Source organism: Tessaracoccus defluvii (assembly GCF_014489575.1).
Classification (GTDB): Bacteria; Actinomycetota; Actinomycetes; order Propionibacteriales; family Propionibacteriaceae; genus Arachnia; species Arachnia defluvii.
Genome location: NZ_CP060789.1, coordinates 1,387,370 through 1,405,160, shown reverse-complemented (window position 1 = coordinate 1,405,160; position 17,791 = coordinate 1,387,370). Strand labels below are relative to the sequence as shown.

At 70.1% G+C, this 17,791-nt stretch carries 17 protein-coding genes, 1 tRNA gene and 1 pseudogene; 11 read left to right on the top strand and 8 right to left on the bottom strand.

Annotated features, from left to right (window positions below):
- Window positions 1–29 precede the first annotated feature (29 nt).
- Genes H9L22_RS06770 through pyk form a run of 4 tightly spaced genes read left to right on the top strand, consistent with a single transcriptional unit; the run spans window position 30 to window position 3,365 of the window.
- The gene (locus H9L22_RS06770; protein ID WP_187722113.1) at window positions 30–458 is read left to right on the top strand and encodes a TraR/DksA family transcriptional regulator; all 429 of its coding nucleotides are present in this window, start codon (window positions 30–32) and stop codon (window positions 456–458) included.
- Window positions 359–970 carry a signal peptidase II gene (lspA, locus tag H9L22_RS06765; RefSeq protein WP_187722112.1) on the top strand — a complete coding sequence of 204 codons (612 nt, stop codon included), beginning with the start codon at window positions 359–361 and terminating at the stop codon, window positions 968–970. The genes H9L22_RS06770 and lspA overlap by 100 nt, the downstream gene beginning before the upstream one ends.
- Window positions 967–1,887, top strand: coding sequence for an RluA family pseudouridine synthase (locus H9L22_RS06760; RefSeq protein WP_187722111.1), 921 nt, complete (start codon window positions 967–969; stop codon window positions 1,885–1,887). The genes lspA and H9L22_RS06760 overlap by 4 nt, the downstream gene beginning before the upstream one ends.
- 53 nt (window positions 1,888–1,940) lie before the next feature.
- Window positions 1,941–3,365: a pyruvate kinase gene (pyk, locus tag H9L22_RS06755; protein WP_187722110.1), complete on the top strand. Its 1,425-nt coding sequence runs from the start codon at window positions 1,941–1,943 to the stop codon at window positions 3,363–3,365.
- A 77-nt stretch (window positions 3,366–3,442) separates the two neighbouring features.
- Here pyk and H9L22_RS06750 read toward each other — a convergent pair.
- Window positions 3,443–3,525: transfer RNA gene (locus H9L22_RS06750), tRNA-Leu, on the bottom strand.
- A gap of 138 nt (window positions 3,526–3,663) precedes the next feature.
- On the opposite strand from H9L22_RS06750, the gene H9L22_RS06745 reads away from it, so the two are divergent.
- The gene (locus H9L22_RS06745) at window positions 3,664–4,242 is read left to right on the top strand and encodes an ANTAR domain-containing response regulator (protein WP_406707817.1); all 579 of its coding nucleotides are present in this window, start codon (window positions 3,664–3,666) and stop codon (window positions 4,240–4,242) included.
- Window positions 4,243–4,308: 66 nt separating this feature from the next.
- Here the strand turns inward: H9L22_RS06745 and H9L22_RS06740 are convergent, their stop codons facing one another.
- Window positions 4,309–4,722: a PaaI family thioesterase gene (locus H9L22_RS06740; RefSeq protein WP_187722108.1), complete on the bottom strand. Its 414-nt coding sequence runs from the start codon at window positions 4,720–4,722 to the stop codon at window positions 4,309–4,311.
- 35 nt (window positions 4,723–4,757) lie between these two features.
- On the opposite strand from H9L22_RS06740, the gene polA reads away from it, so the two are divergent.
- Entirely contained in the window at window positions 4,758–7,436 is a 2,679-nt protein-coding gene (polA, locus tag H9L22_RS06735; protein ID WP_187722107.1) for a DNA polymerase I, read from the top strand.
- Between the two features lie 22 nt (window positions 7,437–7,458).
- On the opposite strand, the gene H9L22_RS06730 is transcribed toward polA, so the two are convergent.
- On the bottom strand, window positions 7,459–8,184 hold the full coding sequence (locus tag H9L22_RS06730) for a class F sortase (RefSeq protein WP_187722106.1): 726 nt from the start codon (window positions 8,182–8,184) through the stop codon (window positions 7,459–7,461).
- 158 nt (window positions 8,185–8,342) lie between these two features.
- On the opposite strand from H9L22_RS06730, the gene rpsA reads away from it, so the two are divergent.
- The 4 genes and pseudogenes from rpsA to coaE all read left to right on the top strand — a co-directional run bounded on the left by rpsA (window position 8,343) and on the right by coaE (window position 11,885).
- Entirely contained in the window at window positions 8,343–9,779 is a 1,437-nt protein-coding gene (gene rpsA / locus H9L22_RS06725; RefSeq protein WP_187722105.1) for a 30S ribosomal protein S1, read from the top strand.
- Window positions 9,670–10,233 (top strand): annotated as a pseudogene (locus H9L22_RS20390) (threonine/serine exporter family protein); the annotation flags it as partial. The gene rpsA and the pseudogene H9L22_RS20390, both read left to right, overlap by 110 nt.
- 70 nt (window positions 10,234–10,303) lie before the next feature.
- On the top strand, window positions 10,304–11,284 hold the full coding sequence (locus H9L22_RS19650) for a threonine/serine exporter family protein (protein WP_264292568.1): 981 nt from the start codon (window positions 10,304–10,306) through the stop codon (window positions 11,282–11,284).
- 10 nt (window positions 11,285–11,294) lie between these two features.
- Window positions 11,295–11,885: a dephospho-CoA kinase gene (gene coaE, locus H9L22_RS06715; protein ID WP_187722104.1), complete on the top strand. Its 591-nt coding sequence runs from the start codon at window positions 11,295–11,297 to the stop codon at window positions 11,883–11,885.
- Window positions 11,886–11,895: 10 nt separating this feature from the next.
- Here the strand turns inward: coaE and H9L22_RS06710 are convergent, their stop codons facing one another.
- Window positions 11,896–12,432, bottom strand: a complete 537-nt coding sequence (locus H9L22_RS06710) for a TetR family transcriptional regulator (protein WP_187722103.1) — start codon at window positions 12,430–12,432, stop codon at window positions 11,896–11,898.
- 32 nt (window positions 12,433–12,464) lie between these two features.
- Here H9L22_RS06710 and H9L22_RS06705 point away from each other — a divergent pair, with 32 nt between their 5' ends.
- Window positions 12,465–13,067, top strand: a complete 603-nt coding sequence (locus H9L22_RS06705) for an MFS transporter (protein WP_187722102.1) — start codon at window positions 12,465–12,467, stop codon at window positions 13,065–13,067.
- Window positions 13,068–13,139: 72 nt separating this feature from the next.
- Here the strand turns inward: H9L22_RS06705 and H9L22_RS06700 are convergent, their stop codons facing one another.
- From H9L22_RS06700 to H9L22_RS06685, 4 genes are all read right to left on the bottom strand, one after another.
- Window positions 13,140–13,874, bottom strand: coding sequence for a class I SAM-dependent methyltransferase (locus tag H9L22_RS06700; protein WP_187722101.1), 735 nt, complete (start codon window positions 13,872–13,874; stop codon window positions 13,140–13,142).
- 9 nt (window positions 13,875–13,883) lie between these two features.
- A complete protein-coding gene (locus tag H9L22_RS20385) occupies window positions 13,884–14,270 on the bottom strand; it encodes a dihydrofolate reductase family protein (protein ID WP_406707816.1) in 387 nt (128 codons plus the stop codon).
- Window positions 14,271–14,577: 307 nt separating this feature from the next.
- Window positions 14,578–17,412, bottom strand: a complete 2,835-nt coding sequence (gcvP, locus tag H9L22_RS06690) for an aminomethyl-transferring glycine dehydrogenase (RefSeq protein ID WP_187722100.1) — start codon at window positions 17,410–17,412, stop codon at window positions 14,578–14,580.
- 4 nt (window positions 17,413–17,416) lie between these two features.
- The gene (locus H9L22_RS06685) at window positions 17,417–17,773 is read right to left on the bottom strand and encodes a glycine cleavage system protein H (RefSeq protein ID WP_187722099.1); all 357 of its coding nucleotides are present in this window, start codon (window positions 17,771–17,773) and stop codon (window positions 17,417–17,419) included.
- Between the last annotated feature and the right edge of the window lie 18 nt (window positions 17,774–17,791).

The window sequence follows — 17,791 nt, the reverse complement described above, 5'->3', positions numbered from 1 at the left end:
TCCCGAACACGTCTACCAGGAGTACTTCCATGTCAACGTCGAAGAAGTCGGCGGCCGCGCCGTCCGTCCAGCTGCCTGTCCTCGAAGGAGAGGAAGCCTGGACGCCTGAGGAGGTCGCCGAACAGCGCGAGGAGCTCCAGGATGAGCTCAACCGGATCGAGCGCCGGATCGCCGAGCGCGAGGCGGATCTCGAGGCCCTCCTGAAGGGTGGCTCGGACGGGGCCGGTCGCGATCCTGCGGATGTGGGCTCCAGCAACTTCGAGCGTGACCAGGAGCTGTCCATCGCGCAGAACGCGCGCGAGATGGCCGAGCAGCTGCGCGTCGCGATCCACCTCTTCGACACCGGCGAGTACGGCCTGTGCGAGGTCTGCGGCCAGCCGATCGGCAAGGCCCGCCTCCAGGTGTTCCCCCGCGCCACCCTCTGCGTGACCTGCAAGCAGCGCGAGGAACGACGCTGACCGCCCGGCGCGCGGTCCGCCTCGTAGCGGGCGGGATCGCGCTGCTGGGTCTCGCTGTCGATCAGCTCGTCAAGCTGGCCTCGGTCGAGTTCCTCGAGCCCGGGGTGCCGGTCAACCTCGTCGGCAGCCTCCTGCGGCTCAACCTGATCCGCAACCCGGGGGCCGCGTTCGGCATGGGGTCCGAGGTGACGATCGTCTTCACGATCTTCGCGATGCTCGCCACCGTCGGCTGCCTCGTGTTCGCGCTGCCCAGGATCACCCGGACGTGGCACGCGATCGCGCTGGGGCTTCTGCTGGCCGGCATCACCGGCAACCTCGTCGACAGGCTCATGCAGCCGCCTGCGGCCCTCCACGGGCATGTGATCGACATGTTCCAGCTGCAGGGCTTCGCCATCTTCAACATCGCCGACGTCTGCATCACGGCCGCCGCCGTCCTCATCATCATCGGCTCGTTCCGCTCGGAGCGGACCGACGACGTGGTCGAAGCTCCAGCGGAGGAGCAGGCCGCGTGAGCCTCTTCATCGTCCCGGACGGCCTGGCCGGCGAACGCGTCGACGCCGTCGCCGCCCGGATCAGCGGCTACAGCCGTTCCCGGATCGAGCTGCTCATCGACGCCGGCTCTGTCTCGCTCGGCGGGACGGTCGTCGGCAAGGGGTCGCAGCGGGTCACCGGCGGGGAACTCCTCGAACTGCACGAGGAGCCCGCGTCCACCAGCCCGGTCGTCGAGCCGCACCTGGCCGACGGCGTGCGGATCGTCCACGAGGACCGTGACATCGTCGTGGTGGACAAGCCCGTGGGTGTCGCCGCGCATCCCAGTCTCGGCTGGGACGGGCCGTCGGTGGTCGAGCACCTGGCCGCCGCCGGGGTGGCGGTCGCCACCTCGGGCGCTGCGGAGCGGCAGGGCATCGTGCAGCGGCTCGACGTCGGCACCAGCGGCCTGATGGTCGTGGCGAAGTCGGAGGTGGCCTACTCGGTGCTGAAGCAGGCGTTCCGCGACCGCGCCGTCGACAAGACCTATCACGCGCTCGTGCAGGGGCACCCGGATCCGTTCGTCGGGACCATCGAGGCTCCCATCGGGCGGCACCCCGGCTCCGAATGGAAGATGGCGATCGTCGACGGCGGCCGCCACAGCGTCACGCACTACGAGACCATCGAGGCGCACCGCGCCGCCACGCTCCTGCGGATCCACCTGGAGACGGGGCGCACCCATCAGATCAGGGTCCACATGGCGGCCATCGGCCACCCCTGCGTCGGGGACCCGCTCTACGGCAGCGACCCGCGGCTGGGGGAGCGGCTGGGGCTGGTGCGACAGTGGCTCCACGCCGTCGAACTGGGCTTCCTGCACCCCGCGTCGGGGGAGCGTGTCGTGTTCACCTCGCCCTACCCTGACGACCTCGCGCAAGCACTGGAACTGGTGCGTCAGGGCTGACCCAGCTGGACCCCGGGGTGTGCCGGGGCAGGCTGTCGGGTAGTCTTTCCGCCGTGCGTAGAGCAAAGATCGTTTGTACCCTCGGCCCCTCTGCCGAGACCGTTGACCGCCTCGTCGAACTGCTGAATGCAGGCATGAACGTCGCCCGACTCAACATGAGCCACGGCGACTATGACGAACACGGTGGTCGCCTGAAGAATGTCCGTGCCGCCGCCGAGGCGACCGGCAAAGTCGTCGGCGTCTTCGCTGACCTTCAGGGCCCCAAGATCCGACTGGGCCGCTTCGAGGATGACCAGAAGGTCCACCTCGAGGTCGGTGACCAGTTCACCATCACCATCGACGACATCATGGGCACGCCTGAGCGCTGCTCGACGACCTACAAGGGTCTCACCGGCGACGTCAGGGTCGGCGACCAGATCCTCATCGACGACGGCAAGGTCGGCCTGAAGGCCGTCGAGGTCACCGAGACCGACGTCGTCTGCGTGGTCACCGTCCCCGGCCCCGTCTCCAACAACAAGGGCATCAACCTGCCCGGCGTCGCCGTCTCCGTCCCGGCGCTGTCCGAGAAGGACGAGCGTGACCTGCGCTGGGCCCTGAACAACGACATCGACATGATCGCCCTGTCGTTCGTCCGCTCGGGCGCCGACATCAAGAGGGTCCACGAGATCATGGACGAGGAAGGCCGTCGCCTTCCCGTCATCGCCAAGCTGGAGAAGCCGCAGGCGATCGCGAACCTGCAGGACATCATCGACTCGTTCGACGCGTTCATGGTCGCCCGCGGCGACCTCGGCGTCGAGCTGCCCCTCGAGGATGTTCCGCTGGTCCAGAAGCGCATCATCCGCGCCGCCCGCAAGTGGGCCAAGCCGGTCATCGTCGCCACGCAGATGCTCGAGTCGATGATCACCAACCCGCGCCCGACGCGCGCCGAGGCCTCCGACGTCGCCAACGCGATCCTCGACGGTGCCGACGCGGTCATGCTCTCGGGCGAGACGTCCGTCGGTGACTTCCCGGTCGAGACCGTCTCCACCATGGCCCGCATCGTCGAGAAGACGGAGCACGAGGGCCACGAGGAGATCCACATCATCGACTGGGATCCGCACACCACCGGTGGCATCCTGGCGAAGGCCGCCGCCGAGGTGGCCGAGCGCATAGGGGCCCGCTACCTGGTCGCCTTCACCAAGTCGGGCGACACCGGCCGCCGTCTTGCGCGTCTGCGTTCCCCCATCCCGATGCTCGTCTTCTCCCCGGAGAAGTCGACCCGGCAGACCATGACCCTGTCGTGGGGCGTCAACACGCTCATCACGCCGGAGTTCTCCTCGCAGGAGGAGATGGTCGAGGCGGTCGACCGCGATCTGCGTAGCCGCGGCCAGATCGAGGTGGGCGAGCGCATCGTCATCGTCTCCGGCTCCCCGATGGGTGTGCCCGGAAAGACGAACAACCTGCGCGTCCACAAGGTCAAGGAGCTCGGCGAAGGCTGAGCCGTCCAGGCGTGAAAGAGGCGGGCCCCCGATCGGGGACCCGCCTCTTTTGTCGTCTGCCCGACGACCTGCGCCGGTGCCCGGGAGGGGAGTCGAACCCCTAAGGCCTTGCGGCCAGACGGGTTTGAGCCGTCCGCGTATACCATTCCGCCACCCGGGCGTTGGTGGGCAGGCATATTCTAGCCACAGGCCGGAGTTGGCCGCTGAGTGGGCATCCCCGTCGCAGTCTCGGTAGTATCTCCTTCGGTATGACCAACTAATGCTCGCCGTGCGGGCGAGGGAAGAGTTCCAAGAAGATATGAAGAAGAAGCCGACTGTACTTGTGGCCGAGGACGAGGCGCTGATCCGCCTCGACCTGGTGGAACTCCTCACCGAGGAGGGTTACGACGTTATCGCCGAGGTGGGCGACGGCGAGGAAGCGGTCCGTCTGGCCCGCGAACTCGAGCCCGATCTGGTCATCATGGACGTGAAGATGCCGAAGATGGACGGCATCACCGCCGCGGAGCAGATCGCCGAGGAGCGCATCGCCCCCATCGTCATGCTCACCGCGTTCAGCCAGCGTGACCTCGTCGAGCGGGCCCGCGACGCCGGTGCCATGGCCTATGTCGTGAAGCCGTTCGGCGCCTCCGACGTGGTCCCGGCCATCGAGATCGCCATGGGGCGGTTCGCGGAGATCACGGCCATCGAGGATGAGCTCACCTCGCTCGAGGAGCGCTTCGAGAGCCGCAAGATCATCGATCAGGCCAAGGGATTCCTGCAGCAGGACCTCGGCCTCACCGAGCCTGAGGCGTTCCGCTGGATCCAGAAGACGGCCATGGACATGCGCAAGTCGATGCGTGAGGTCGCCGAGGGCGTCCTGAACCACAAGAAGAAGTGAGTTCCACCACAGCGTGAGGAACGCCGCAGCCGGATCCAGCTGCGGCGTTCTGCTTGTCCCGGCCCGTCAGCGGCCGGTGGATGGGAGATCGATCATGTGGCAGGTGAGCCGGCCGGTCGCCGTCAGCCTGCCTGCGTCGTCGCGCACCTCGACGGCGTAGGTGACGACGTTGCGGCCGAGATGCAGCGCGGTGGCCGTGCCGTGGACGTGGCCGGAGCGGACGGCGAGCAGGTGGGTGACGTTGAGGTCGACCCCGACGCCGGCGCGACCCGGGTAGCCGTGGGCCATGGCGCCCATCGATGCCAGCGTCTCGATGATGACGCCTGTCGCACCACCGTGCAGCAGCCCCATGGGCTGCTCGTTGCCGGCCACGGGCATCGAGCCGCACACGCGCTCGGGGGTGAGCTCGGTCAGCGTGAGCCCGAGCTTGTCGTCGAGCGGCGAGGTGATGCGGGCGGTCCAGTCGGGCAGCTGTGTCATGGGCGGCACTCTGCCAGATTGGGTAGGCTCGCCGGGTGAACACCCCAGGCAAGCTGCTCCTGATCGACGGCCACTCTGTCGCCTACCGCGCGTTCTTCGCGCTGCCGGTCGAGAACTTCGCGACCAGCACAGGGCAGCACACCAACGCCGTGTTCGGGTTCACCTCCATGCTGATCAACGTGCTGCGCGACGAGCAGCCCACCCACCTCGCCGTGGCGTTCGACGTGTCCCGGGAGTCGTTCCGCACCGAGGAGTACCCCGAGTACAAGGCGAACCGGGCCAAGTCGCCCGACGAGTTCAAGGGGCAGGTGCAGCTCATCAAGGAGGTCCTCGACGCGCTGAACATCCGCCACGTGGAGAAGCCGGGCTACGAGGCCGACGACATCATCGCGACGCTGTCGACGACGGCGGCGGCGGAGGGGTACGACGTCTTCGTCGTGACCGGCGACCGCGACGGGATGCAGCTGGTCACCGACCGCGTCACCGTCCTGTATCCCCGCAAGGGGGTCTCCGACCTGGCCAGGATGACACCGGAGGCGGTGGAGGAGAAGTACCTTGTCGCGCCGGCCCGCTACCCCGAACTGGCGGCGCTGGTCGGGGAGACCAGCGACAACCTGCCGGGGGTTCCCGGCGTCGGTCCGAAGACGGCGGCCAAGTGGCTCGGCCAGTTCGACGGCCTGGAGAACCTGCTGGCGCGCGCCGAGCAGGTGCCGGGCAAGGCGGGGGAATCGTTCCGCGCCCACCTCGACGACGTGGTGCGCAACCGCAGGCTCAACGCGCTCATCCGCGACCTCGACCTGGACCTGACGGTCGATGAGTCGGCCCGCCACGAGTGGGACCGGGAGCGGGTGCACACCCTGTTCGACGCCCTCGAGTTCCGCGTGCTGCGTGAGCGACTGCTGGAGCTCGCTCCGGCGGAGCCGGTCGCCACGGAGAGCTTCGAGGTCGAGGGCGCCCGGCTGGCGCCCGGCGAGCTGGCGGCCTGGCTGGGGGCCCATGCGACGGGCCGCACCGCGCTCGACTTCGTCGGACGGTGGGGCAGTGGCACCGGCGACCTGACCGGCGTCGCGTTCGCGGCCGCGGACGGGCAGGGCGCCTACATCGACACCGCCGAGCTCACCCCCGCCGACGACGCGGCGCTCGCAGCCTGGCTCGCCGATCCCGCCGCGCCGAAGCTCGTGCACGAGGCGAAGGGCCCGATGCTGGCCTGCTGGGCCCGCGGCTGGGAGCTCGACGGTGTCGTGTGCGACACGCTGCTCGCCGCCTACCTGCTGCGTCCCGATCAGCGCACCTACGATCTGGGCGACCTGTCCGTGCGCTACCTGCACCGCGACCTGTCCGCCGCCCCCACGGCCACCGCAGACGACGCCCAGGGGGCCTTCGACTTCGAGGAGGAGGCCGACACCGGCGTCGACGCGGCGCTGCTGCGGGCCCGCGCCGTCTTCGACCTGGCCGCCGCGCTGGACGCCGAGCTGACAGAGCGCACCGCAGCGACCCTGATGACGGAGGTGGAGCTGCCGCTGCAGCGCTGCCTCGCCGAGATGGAGCGGGTGGGGGTCGCCGTCGATGTGGAGCGCTTGGAGGGGCTGCGGGCCGAGTTCGACGGCAACGTCGCCCGGGCCCAGCAGGCCGCCTACGACGTGCTGGGACACGAGGTGAACCTGGGCTCGCCCAAGCAGCTGCAGGGCGTCCTGTTCGACGAGCTCGACATGCCGAAGACGCGGCGCACCAAGTCGGGCTGGACCACCGACGCGGAGGCGTTGGAGGGGCTGTACGTGAAGACGCAGCACCCGTTCCTCGAACACCTGCTGGCCCACCGGGACGCCATCCGCCTGCGGCAGACCGTCGACGGCCTGCTGGCCGCCGTCCGTGAGGGCTCCCGCATCCACACCACCTACGTGCAGACGATCGCGGCCACGGGCCGGCTGTCGTCGACGGATCCGAATCTGCAGAACATCCCCATCAGGACGTCGGTGGGGCGGCAGATCCGTTCCGCCTTCGTGCCGGGGGAGGGATTCGAGTCGCTGATGTCGGCGGACTACTCGCAGATCGAGATGCGGATCATGGCGCACGCCAGCGGCGACGCCGGGCTGATCGAGGCGTTCTCGACGGGCCGCGACTTCCACAACGAGATGGCGTCGCTGGTCTTCCGGGTGGAGCCGGGGGATGTCACGGGCGAGATGCGGGCCAGGATCAAGGCCATGAACTACGGCCTGGCGTACGGGCTGAGCGCGTTCGGCCTGTCGAACCAGCTGAAGATCTCCGTCGGCGAGGCGAAGGGTCTGATGGAGGACTACTTCTCCCGGGTCGGCGGCGTGCGCCAGTACCTGGCCGACGTCGTGGACGAGGCCCGCAAGCGCGGCTACACCGAGACCATGCTGGGACGGCGCCGCTACCTGCCTGACCTCACCACCACGAACCGGCAGCGCCGCGAGATGGCGGAGCGGGCGGCGCTGAACTCGCCGATCCAGGGCTCGGCCGCCGACGTGATCAAGGTGGCCATGATCGGTCTGGCGCGGGCGCTGGCCGAGGCGGGGCTGCGCAGCCGGATCCTGCTGCAGGTCCACGACGAACTGGTCCTCGAGATCGCCCCCGGTGAGCGGGAGCGGGTCGCGGAACTGGTGTCTGCCGAGATGTCGGGAGCGTTCGACCTAGCGGTGCCGCTGGACGTCTCGGTCGGGGTGGGGGACACCTGGCAGTCGGCGGCCCACTGACCTCACCCGGGGCGGTCGGGCCTCAGACAGCCTTGCCGTAGAAGAACACCCGGGAGGCCCAGTCCTCCGTGGCCTTGTCGAAGTCCCAGCAGACGATGATCGTCACCATCGGCGCACCGTCGAAGTCGACCATGATCGTCGACTCCGGGTCGTAGTCGACCGCGAGGATCTTCTGCGTCTCGGTGTACTCGTAGCACGCCACGCTGCCCAGGTCGTCGTACAGTTTGATGACGTCGCCGGCCTCCAGCGTCGACGCTCCGCCCTCGTAGAGCTCGTTGCCGACGGCGCCGCCGCTGCGGTAGGTGTGGATCGACAGGACGACCTTGCCCTTGTCGCTGCCCGGCTGCGGGCCCGCGTTCCACCACGAGGCGGTCCGGGCCTGGTTCTTCGGCGGTGCCGCGATGTTGCCGTCGCTGTCCAGGTTCAGGGCAAGAACCGGTTCGTCGACGTTCAAGGCGGGGATCGCGTAGCGGGTCGGCACGAAACCGGCCGTCGCGGTGGTGACGCATTCCCCGTCGATCGCCGGGCTGCTGCTCGGGCTCGGCTCAGGAGACGCGGCCGGGCTCGCCGGCTGGCTGGTCGACGGCGACGGTGTCGGGTCGATCGCGGCGGGTGCATCGGGCCTGGTCAGGAAGAAGATCAGGGTCGCGATCACGACGACGGCGACCGCCGTCAGCACGATGCTGACCGTGCGCCTCCGGGAGGGCAGGGCTCGGGCCGGGGTGTAGGGTTCGGGTGCGTCGCTCACGCGGCCAGCCTAACGGGTCGGCCAACCAGCACACCCGCTTGCTCATCCGGTCGCGCGCGTATAGGCTGGCCAGGCATTGTGGCCTGTGCTCCTTCGGACAGAGCAGGGGGCACGCGAAGGGCCCTGATGCACACACATCCCATTCGGAGCCCTACTACATGACCTCCTCTACTGAGGCCTCGACTGTCGCAGTCGACGACTTCGGCTCACCCGAGGCCTTCATGGCCGCGGTCGACGCCACCATCAAGTACTTCAACGACGGGGACATCGTCTCCGGCACCGTCGTCAAGGTCGATCGGGACGAAGTCCTGCTCGACATCGGTTACAAGACCGAAGGCGTCATCCCCTCGAAGGAACTCTCCATCAAGCACGACGTCGATCCGTTCGACGTCGTCTCGGTCGGCGATGAGATCGAAGCCCTTGTCCAGCAGAAGGAGGACAAGGAAGGCCGCCTGATCCTCTCCAAGAAGCGCGCCCAGTACGAGCGCGCCTGGGGCACGATCGAGAAGATCAAGGAAGAGGACGGCGTCGTCACCGGCTCCGTCATCGAGGTGGTCAAGGGTGGCCTCATCGTCGACATCGGCCTGCGTGGCTTCCTGCCCGCGTCGCTCGTCGAGATGCGCCGTGTCCGCGACCTCCAGCCCTACGTGGGCATGGAGCTCGAGGCCAAGATCATCGAGCTGGACAAGAACCGCAACAACGTGGTCCTGTCGCGCCGCGCCTGGCTGGAGCAGACCCAGTCCGAGGTTCGTCACACCTTCCTCACCCAGCTGCAGAAGGGCCAGATCCGCAAGGGTGTCGTGTCCTCGATCGTCAACTTCGGCGCCTTCGTCGATCTTGGCGGCGTCGACGGCCTCGTGCACGTCTCGGAGCTTTCCTGGAAGCACATCGACCACCCGAACGAGGTTGTCGAGGTCGGGATGCCCGTCACTGTCGAGGTCCTCGAGGTGGACATGGACCGCGAGCGCGTCTCCCTGTCGCTGAAGGCGACGCAGGAGGATCCGTGGCAGACCTTCGCCCGCCTGCACCAGATCGGTCAGATCGTGCCGGGTAAGGTCACCAAGCTGGTTCCGTTCGGCGCGTTCGTCCGCGTCGGCGAGGGCATCGAGGGCCTGGTCCACGTGTCCGAGCTGGCCGAGCGTCACGTCGAGATCCCGGAGCAGGTTGTCTCCGTCGGCGACGACCGCATGGTCAAGGTCATCGACATCGACCTCGAGCGCCGTCGCGTCTCGCTGTCGCTGAAGCAGGCCAACGAGGGCGTCGACGTCGCGTCGGACGACTTCGATCCGCTGCTGTACGGCATGCAGGCGTCCTACGACGACCAGGGCAACTACATCTACCCCGAGGGCTTCGATCCGGAGACCAACGAGTGGAAGGAAGGCTTCGAGGAGCAGCGCGCTGCCTGGGAAGCCCAGTACGCCGAGGCCCACGCTCTGTGGGAGGCCCACAAGCGTCAGATCGAGTCCGCGGAGACCGCGGACCGCGATGCCGCCGTCGACGCCGGAACCGGCTACGTCACCGAGTCCCCGGTTGAGGGCTCGCTTGCCTCCGACGAGTCGCTGCAGGCGCTGCGCGACAAGCTCGCCGGCAACTGATTGCACGAAAAGCGGCGGCGCCGACCATCTGGTCGGCGCCGCCGCTTCTCGTTGCCCGCACGGAGGCAGGCCGCACTGTCGCGGTAGATTGGCCTCCATGGAACCCGCGGCGCCCCGGCACGAGATGGCGGGTCAGCCGTCAGGCACAGTCGACATCGCCGAGGCGCACCTCGAGCCCCTCGAACTGATCCGGCTCAGCGAACTCGTGGTGCGCGCCGGGATCGAGATGCTCAGCTCCGGAACCAGCGGGCTGCGGGTCCGGGAGCTGATGCGGGCGGCTGCTTTCGCGCTCGGGCTCGACTCGTTCGCCGCGCATGTGACCTTCACCAACATCGTCGCCACCGTCGGCATCGGCGGCATCTACCGGACGCAGGTCGCCGAGATCCGCAGCCCCGGGGTCAACTCCCACCGCATCGCCGCCCTGCAGAAGTTGACCCGCGACCTCAAGGACACGACCATCACGCCCGACGAGCTCGAGGCCCGCCTCGACGCCGTCGAGTCGGCCCGCCCAGTACCCGACGTGGTTGCTGACGGTCCTCGTCGCTGTCGCCTGCGCGTCCGTGACGCTACTGAGCGGCGGCTGGTGGCACGAGGCCCTCGCCGTCCTTCCCGCGGGCGCCCTCGGCTTCGTGGTGCGCAACCGGCTCGGGCGCTGGGAGATCAACCACCTCGCGACCGTGCTGGTGTCGGCCGCCGTGGCCTGCCTGACCTACGTGGGGGCCGCCAACGCCATCGCGCTGGTGACGGGAGAGCCCAGCTCGCGGCTCGCCGCAGGCTTCATCTGTGCCGCCATCTTCCTCATCCCCGGCTTCCCGCTGGTCACCGGCGGCCTCGACGTCGCCCGCATCGACCTGGGCGTCGGCATCCCGCGGCTGGGGTATGCGGCGGCCGTGATCCTGGCCATCACCGTCGGCGTCTGGGTCGTCGCCGTCCCGGCCGGGATCTCACCGGATCCCGTTCCCTCCCTGGTCGCGCCGCCCGCGCTGCTGTGGACGGCGTGGGTGCTGGCCAGCTTCTTCGCTGTCTACGGCTGGGCCAGCATGTTCAACACCCCGCTGCCGATGGCGCTGACGGCGGGCCTGATCGGCGTGCTCGGCAACGTTCCGCGGCTGCTCATGCTCGAGGGCGGCGTACCGGTGCACGTCGCGACCTTCACGGCCTGCGTCGTCATGGGGCTCGCCTGCGCCGTCGCCGGCCGCCTGCTGGGCATGGAGAAGATCGTCATGACCGTGCCGACGGTGCTGGTGGCCATCCCCGGCTCCTCGGCGCTGCGGACGCTGCTGTACTTCGACCAGCGCGACGTCGTCTCCGCCATGGAGAACGGCGTCTCGACGATGCTCGTGCTCATCGGCATGGTGGCCGGCCTCGCCTGCGCCCGGATGCTGACCGACCCGGAGTGGGCGTTCACCCGGCCCGATCCTCCCTGGGGGAGGGACCTGGCCAGCCTGTCCGTGCGCCGGCTGCTGCCGCGTCGCGGCCGGTCGGAAGCGGGCGGCGGGCGTTAGGCTGGCGCGCATGACCCGCATCGCGCTCACCGGCGGCATCGCCTCCGGCAAGTCCTTCGTGGCCGCAGAACTCGAGGCGCTCGGCGCCGTCATCATCGACTCGGACGTGCTCGCCCGCGACGTCGTCGCGCGCGGCACCCCGGGCCTGGCCGCCGTCGTCGGGCGCTTCGGCGACGCGGTGCTGCGGGCAGACGGCGAGCTGGACCGTGCCGCGCTGGGGACCATCGTGTTCGCCGACGACGCCGCCCGCGCCGACCTCAACGCCATCGTCCACCCGCTGGTGCGGGCGCGGGCCGCCGAGCTCGAGGAAGCGGCGCCCGAGGGTGCGGTGGTGATCCAGGTCGTGCCGCTGCTCGTCGAGACGGGGCTGTACCGCGGCTTCGGGACGGTCATCGTGGTGGACGTGCCCGAGGAGACCCAGCTGGACCGGCTCATGCGCCGCAACCCGCTCACCCGGGAGGAGGCGCGGGCCCGGCTCGACGCCCAGGCCTCCCGCGACGAGCGGCTGGCCGTGGCCACGCACGTCGTCGACAACGCGGGTCCGCCGGAGGCGACGAGGCGCCGGGTCCGGGAACTCTGGCGCGAGCTGACCCGCGCCTGAGGGTGCCGGGTCACAGCCCCGCGGAGGCTCCCCGCTTCAGCAGTTCCAGCACCCGCACCAGGGCGTCGAGGTCGGCAGATTCCTGCGCCGGGGACGTCGCGAACACGGCGTTGTGGTAGAGCCCGTCGCCCATCAGGATGATCGCCCGGGCGATGGCGGCGTCGCCGACCTCCGAGACGACGAGGGCGAGCCAGCGCTCCTGGATGCCGCGGAGCGTGGCGCCGGCGCGGGGGTGGTTGTCGAGCCCGAGCCGGGAGACGGCGATGAGGGTGCGGTCGAACGGGGTCCCGGTGACCGCGCACGAGGTGAGGTAGTACCAGGAGGGACCCTCCGGCGCCGCCGTCATGGCCGCCACATCCACCTCGGCGTGCGCGAGCAGCCGGTCGAGGAGCCCGTCGACGAGGGCCTCCCGGTTACGGAAGTGGTACAGCAGGCCGCCCTTCGAGACGGCCGCGCCTGCCGCGACGGCATCCGCCGTCGCGCCCCGCTCACCCTCTGTGCTGAGGATGGCCTCGAACGTGTCGAGGATGCGGTCCCTGGCTGACATGGCGCCTGCTCGAGCACTTCTGGTGGGGCTCGGTGTTCCTGCTCGCCGTCCCGCTGCTGCTGCCGCTGCTGCTGGCGGGGCCGCGGCTGCTGCCCGAGTCGCGCGACCCCCACCCCGGCCCGATCGACCCCGTCAGCATCGTCCTGGTGCTGGTGGCCATGACCGCGCTGGTGTGGAGCATCAAGTCGGTGGCCATCTACGGGGCGAGCCTGCCGGTGGCGAGCGCGTTCGTCGTCGCGCTGGCCGCGGGCACCTGGTTCGTGCGCCGCCAACTCGGGCGCGACAACCCGATGCTGGACGTCCGGCTCTTCGGCAACCCCGTCTTCAGCGGCTCGGTGGCCGCGAACCTGCTGAGCGTGTTCTCGCTGGTCGGCTTCCTCTTCTTCGTCTCGCAGCACCTCCAACTGGTGTCGGGTCGCACGCCCATTGAGGCCGGGCTGGTCCTGCTGCCGGGGCTCGTCGTCACGGTCGTCGCGGGCCTGGCTGTGGTCCGGCTCGCGCGCCGCTTCCGCGCCGGCCAGCTGGTCGTCGCGGGGCTGCTGTGCAACGCCGTCGGCTACGGGCTCGTCATGGTCAGCGGACGGGCCGGCTCCGACCTCGGGCGCAGGCCGCGTTCGACTCCGGCGTGGTGCTGACCTCTGCCATCGGCGTCGCGCTCATGCTCGCCGCGGCCGTGCTCGCGGCGGTTACGCTGCGTCGCGCCTGAGTCATCCGGGTAGCTGGAACCGCCACACCGTCGTCGCATACCGCTGCGTGACACGATCGACGGCGTGGGCCCGCAGCAGCGACCGCCACGTGGCGAGTCGCCGGGCCTGCTCCTCGGGCGACGCGATCAGGAACGGCGACTGCGTGGTGTAGAGCTGCACGTAGTCCTCGGCCGGGATGGTCCGCTCCCAGGCCGTGCGGAACTCTTCGCGAGCGCCGAACGGAAACCGTGCGTCGGCGTCGTGGCGGGAGATCAGGTCGACACCCCGCGGGTCCGGCTGGACCGCCTCGAACGCTGCCTGCCAGCCGTCCTCCGGCACCCGCTGGTTCCACAGCATCGCGATCGTGCCGCGAGGGCGCAGCAGGCGGGCCGCCTCGGCCGAGCCGGCGGCAGGGTCGATCCAGTGCCACGCCTGTCCCACGACGATCGCGTCGAACGAGGCGTCCGCCAGGCCGGTCGCCTCCGCCCGGGCCTCGACGACGGAGACGTCGGGATGGCGCGCCGCGAGCACGGCCAGCATCGAGGCCGACGGGTCGACGGCCGTGACGGTCAACCCGCGCTCAAGCAGCGCATCGGTCAGCCTGCCGGTGCCTGCGCCGAGCTCCAGCACGTCGCGGGCCCCGTCCGGGAGAGCCCAGCCGACGGCGTCGTCGGGATAGCCTGGACGGTACCGGTGGTAGGTGACACCGGTGCTGCGGAACGCGTCTGCGCGGCGCCGCATCTCATCGGAGGACATGCCCCCACGCTAGCGGGCGACCCGGTAGCGCAGGTAGGCGACGGGGCCGATCCGGCGGCACTCGACGAGCTCGAGGCTCTGCCGTGCGCCGTGGTGGGGGAAGTAGGGCAGGCCGGCGCCCAGGAGCACGGGATAGGCCCGGATGCGGTACTCGTCGATGAGCCCGAGGTCGGCCGCGGCCGCCGCCAGCGTCGAGCCGCCGATGGCGATGTCGCCGTCACCCGGCTCGCCTTCAGCCGGGCGATCTCCGTGGCGAGGTCGTCGGTGGCGATGCGCGTGTTGCCGACCACCTCGGTGAGGGTCGACGAGAACACCACCTTGGGCAGCTCCTGCCAGATCCTCGCGAACTCGAGCTCCTCGGGGCTGAACCCGGCCTCCGCCGAGGCGGTCTCCCACACGACCATCGTCTCGTAGAGCCGCCGGCCGAGCAGGTGGACACCGACGCGACGCACCTCGTCGACGGCGAGGCGGAAGACCTCGTCGTCGGGGACCGACCAGTCGATGCCGCCGTCGGCATCGACGGTGTACCCGTCGAGGGAAGTGGACAGGTCGTAGACGACGTCGTGCATGCGGAGAGTATCCGCCTCCCCGCCGGGCAGAGTAAAGGGCGTCCCGGCCGGAGCCGGGACGCCCACCGCATGCTGCGCCATGCGGACCCAGAAGTCCCGGCGGGGGAGCGGCGCGCCACCCTGCCGGGCACCGTTTACTGCTGCGGCGATCCCTCCCACGGCGGGCACGCGCACACGAGATTGCGGTCGCCGTACGCGTTGTCGACGCGGCCGACCGGAGGCCAGTACTTGTCCACCCGGAACGCGCCCGCCGGGAAGCACCCGACCTCGCGGGAGTACGGCCGGTCCCAGTCCGCCACCAGATCCTCCGTCGTGTGGGGGGCGCGTCGCAGCGGGGAGTCCTCGGCCGCGATGCGGCCCTCCGCGACGTCACCGGCCTCGCGGGCGATGTCGAGCATCGCCGTCACGAACCGGTCGAGCTCGGCGAGCGGCTCGGACTCCGTCGGCTCGATCATGAGCGTGCCCGGCACGGGGAACGACATGGTGGGCGCGTGGAAGCCGTGGTCGATCAGCCGCTTGGCGATGTCGTCGACGGTGACGCCGTGCTCCGCGAAGCCCCGCGGGTCGACGATGCACTCGTGGGCGACGCGCCCGTGGGCGCCCCGGTAGAGGATCGGGTACGCGTCCTCCAGTCGGGTGGCCAGGTAGTTCGCGTTGAGGATCGCCGCCCGGGTGGCCTGCGTGACGCCCTCACCGCCCATCAGCGCGAGGTACGCCCACGAGATCAGCAGGATGGAGGCCGACCCGAAGGGTGCGGCGGAGACCGCCCCCTCCTCGCCGGTGCCGGGATCGGAGGGCAGGTGCGGGGTGAGGTGGGCCTTGACGCCGATCGGGCCCATGCCGGGCCCGCCCCCGCCGTGTGGGATGGCGAAGGTCTTGTGCAGGTTCAGGTGGCTGACGTCGCCGCCGATGTCGCCGGGGCGGACCAGGCCGACCATGGCGTTCATGTTGGCGCCGTCGATGTAGACCTGCCCGCCGTGCTCGTGCGTGATGTCGCAGACGCGGCGGACGGTGTCCTCGAACACCCCGTGCGTGGACGGGTAGGTGATCATGACGGCGGCGAGCCGGTCGCCCGCCTCCGCCGCCTTGGCCTCGAAGTCGGCCACGTCGATGTCGCCGTTGTCGGCGGAGCGCACCGGCACGACGGTGAGGCCCGCCATGGACGCCGACGCCGGGTTCGTGCCGTGCGCCGACGTGGGGATGAGGCACACGTCGCGGCTCTCGCCACGGGCGGCGTGGTAGGCGCGGATCGTCATGAGGCCCGCGTACTCGCCCTGCGCGCCCGAGTTGGGCTGCATGGAGAACGCGTCGTACCCGGTGACCGCGCACAGCTTCGCCTCGAGGTCGTCGATCATCTCGAGATAGCCCGCCGCCTGCCGGCGCGGGGCGTACGGATGCAGCGACGCGAACTCCGGCCACGTGATGGCAGCCATCTCGGCCGCCGCGTTGAGCTTCATGGTGCAGGAGCCGAGCGGGATCATGGCCCGGTCGAGCGCCAGGTCGCGGTCGCTCAGCCGCCGCATGTAGCGCATCATCTCAGACTCGGCCCGGTTCATGTGGAACACCGGGTGCGTGAGGTAGTCGGTACCCCGGAGCAGGTCGTCGGGGATCGACGGCGTCGCCGTCAGAGCGTCGACCGGCCCGATCCCGAACGCGTCGAGCACCCGGCCCAGCACCTCGAGCGTGGTGGTCTCGTCGCAGGCGATGCCGACCCTGTCGCGCCCGACCCGGCGCAGGTTGATGCCCCGCTGCTCGGCTGCGGCCAGGATGCCAGCCTGGCCGACGCCGACGGTGACCGTGAGGGTGTCGAAGAAGTGTTCCGGCTCGACGACCGCGCCGCCTGCCCGCAGCGCCTCGGCCAGCGTCGCCGTCATCAGGTGCACCCGCTGCGCGATGGCCCGGAGCCCGGCGGGCCCGTGGAAGACGGCGTAGAACGACGCCATCACCGCCAGCAGCGCCTGCGCCGTGCACACGTTCGACGTGGCCCGCTCGCGGCGGATGTGCTGCTCACGCGCCTGCAGCGCCAGCCGGTAGGCGCGGTTGCCGTTGGCGTCCTTCGACACGCCGACCAGACGGCCGGGCATGATCCGCTTCAGGGCGTCGCGGCAGGCGAGGAACGCCGCGTGGGGGCCGCCGTAGCCTGGCTGGACCCCGAACCGCTGCGTCGAGCCGACGGCGATGTCGGCCCCCATCGCGCCGGGTTCCTTCACGAGGCACAGCGACAGGAGGTCGACGTCGGCGATGGCCAGTGCCCCGACCCCGTGCAGGGCCTCGAAGAGCGCGGTGTGGTCACGCAGGTGTCCGTGGGTGCCGGGCTGCGCGACGATCGCCCCGAACCACGACGCGTCCGGGACTGCGCCGTCGACCGGTCCCGCGACGATGTCGATGCCGTAGGGGACCGCGCGGGTGCCGAGCACGGCCCGGATCTGCGGGTGCAGGTCGTCGGCGACGAAGAAGCGCGACCGCTTCCCCTTCGCGTGGTTGAACGCCATCACCATCGCCTCGGCCGCCGCCGTCGCCTCGTCCAGCAGGGAGGCGCCGGCGACCTCGAGGCCGGTCAGGTCGATGATCATCGTCTGGAAGTTGAGCAGCGCCTCGAGCCTGCCCTGCGCGATCTCCGGCTGGTACGGCGTGTAGGCCGTGTACCAGGCGGGGTTCTCGAGGACATTGCGCTGGATCGCCGGGGGCGTGACCGTCTGGTGGTAGCCCTGGCCGATCATCGACGTGGCGACCGTGTTGAGCGCACCCAGGCGCCGCAACTCACCGAGGACGGCGCCCTCGGTCATGGGGGCCCAGGCGAGCGGCTCGGACTGTCGCAGGCCGCCGGGGACGGCCTGGTCGATCAGCTCGTCGACGGAGCCGACGCCGAGGGTGTCGAGCATGGTGGCGATCTCCGCCGGGCTCGGGCCGATGTGGCGCCGGTTGGCGAAGTCGTCGGGGTCGTATGCGGTGGGCTCCCAGGTCGGCACGGGGTCAGCCGATCAGTGCGCGGTAGGCCGCCTCGTCGAGGAGGTCGTCGAGCTGGGCCGGGTCGGTCGGGTCGATGCGGAAGAACCATGTGCCCATGGCGTCGGCGTTGACCGACTCGGGGGCGTCGACGAGTTCCTCGTTGATCGCGGTGATGACGCCGTCGATGGGGGCGGTGATGCCGGAGGCGGCCTTCGTCGAGTCGATCGCGACGACCTCGTCGCCCTTGCTGACGGAGTCGCCGACGGTGGGCAGCTCGACGAAGACGATGTCGCCCAGCTCGCTGGCTGCGTGATCGGTGATGCCGACGGCGACGTCCTCACCGGAGTCGTCGAGCCATTCGTGGTCGGGGGTGAACTTCATGCGGTCACTTCCTTCTTT

Bases quoted from the DNA above. Each gene is read 5' to 3' on its own strand.
- H9L22_RS06685 (WP_187722099.1), bottom strand. From the start codon at position 17,773: ATGAAGTTCACCCCCGACCACGAATGGCTCGACGACTCCGGTGAGGAC.
- H9L22_RS06740 (WP_187722108.1), bottom strand. From the start codon at position 4,722: ATGACACAGCTGCCCGACTGGACCGCCCGCATCACCTCGCCGCTCGAC.
- H9L22_RS06710 (WP_187722103.1), bottom strand. From the start codon at position 12,432: ATGTCAGCCAGGGACCGCATCCTCGACACGTTCGAGGCCATCCTCAGC.
- H9L22_RS06770 (WP_187722113.1), top strand. From the start codon at position 30: ATGTCAACGTCGAAGAAGTCGGCGGCCGCGCCGTCCGTCCAGCTGCCT.
- H9L22_RS06745 (WP_406707817.1), top strand. From the start codon at position 3,664: ATGAAGAAGAAGCCGACTGTACTTGTGGCCGAGGACGAGGCGCTGATC.
- coaE (WP_187722104.1), top strand. From the start codon at position 11,295: ATGACCCGCATCGCGCTCACCGGCGGCATCGCCTCCGGCAAGTCCTTC.
- H9L22_RS06700 (WP_187722101.1), bottom strand. From the start codon at position 13,874: ATGTCCTCCGATGAGATGCGGCGCCGCGCAGACGCGTTCCGCAGCACC.
- rpsA (WP_187722105.1), top strand. From the start codon at position 8,343: ATGACCTCCTCTACTGAGGCCTCGACTGTCGCAGTCGACGACTTCGGC.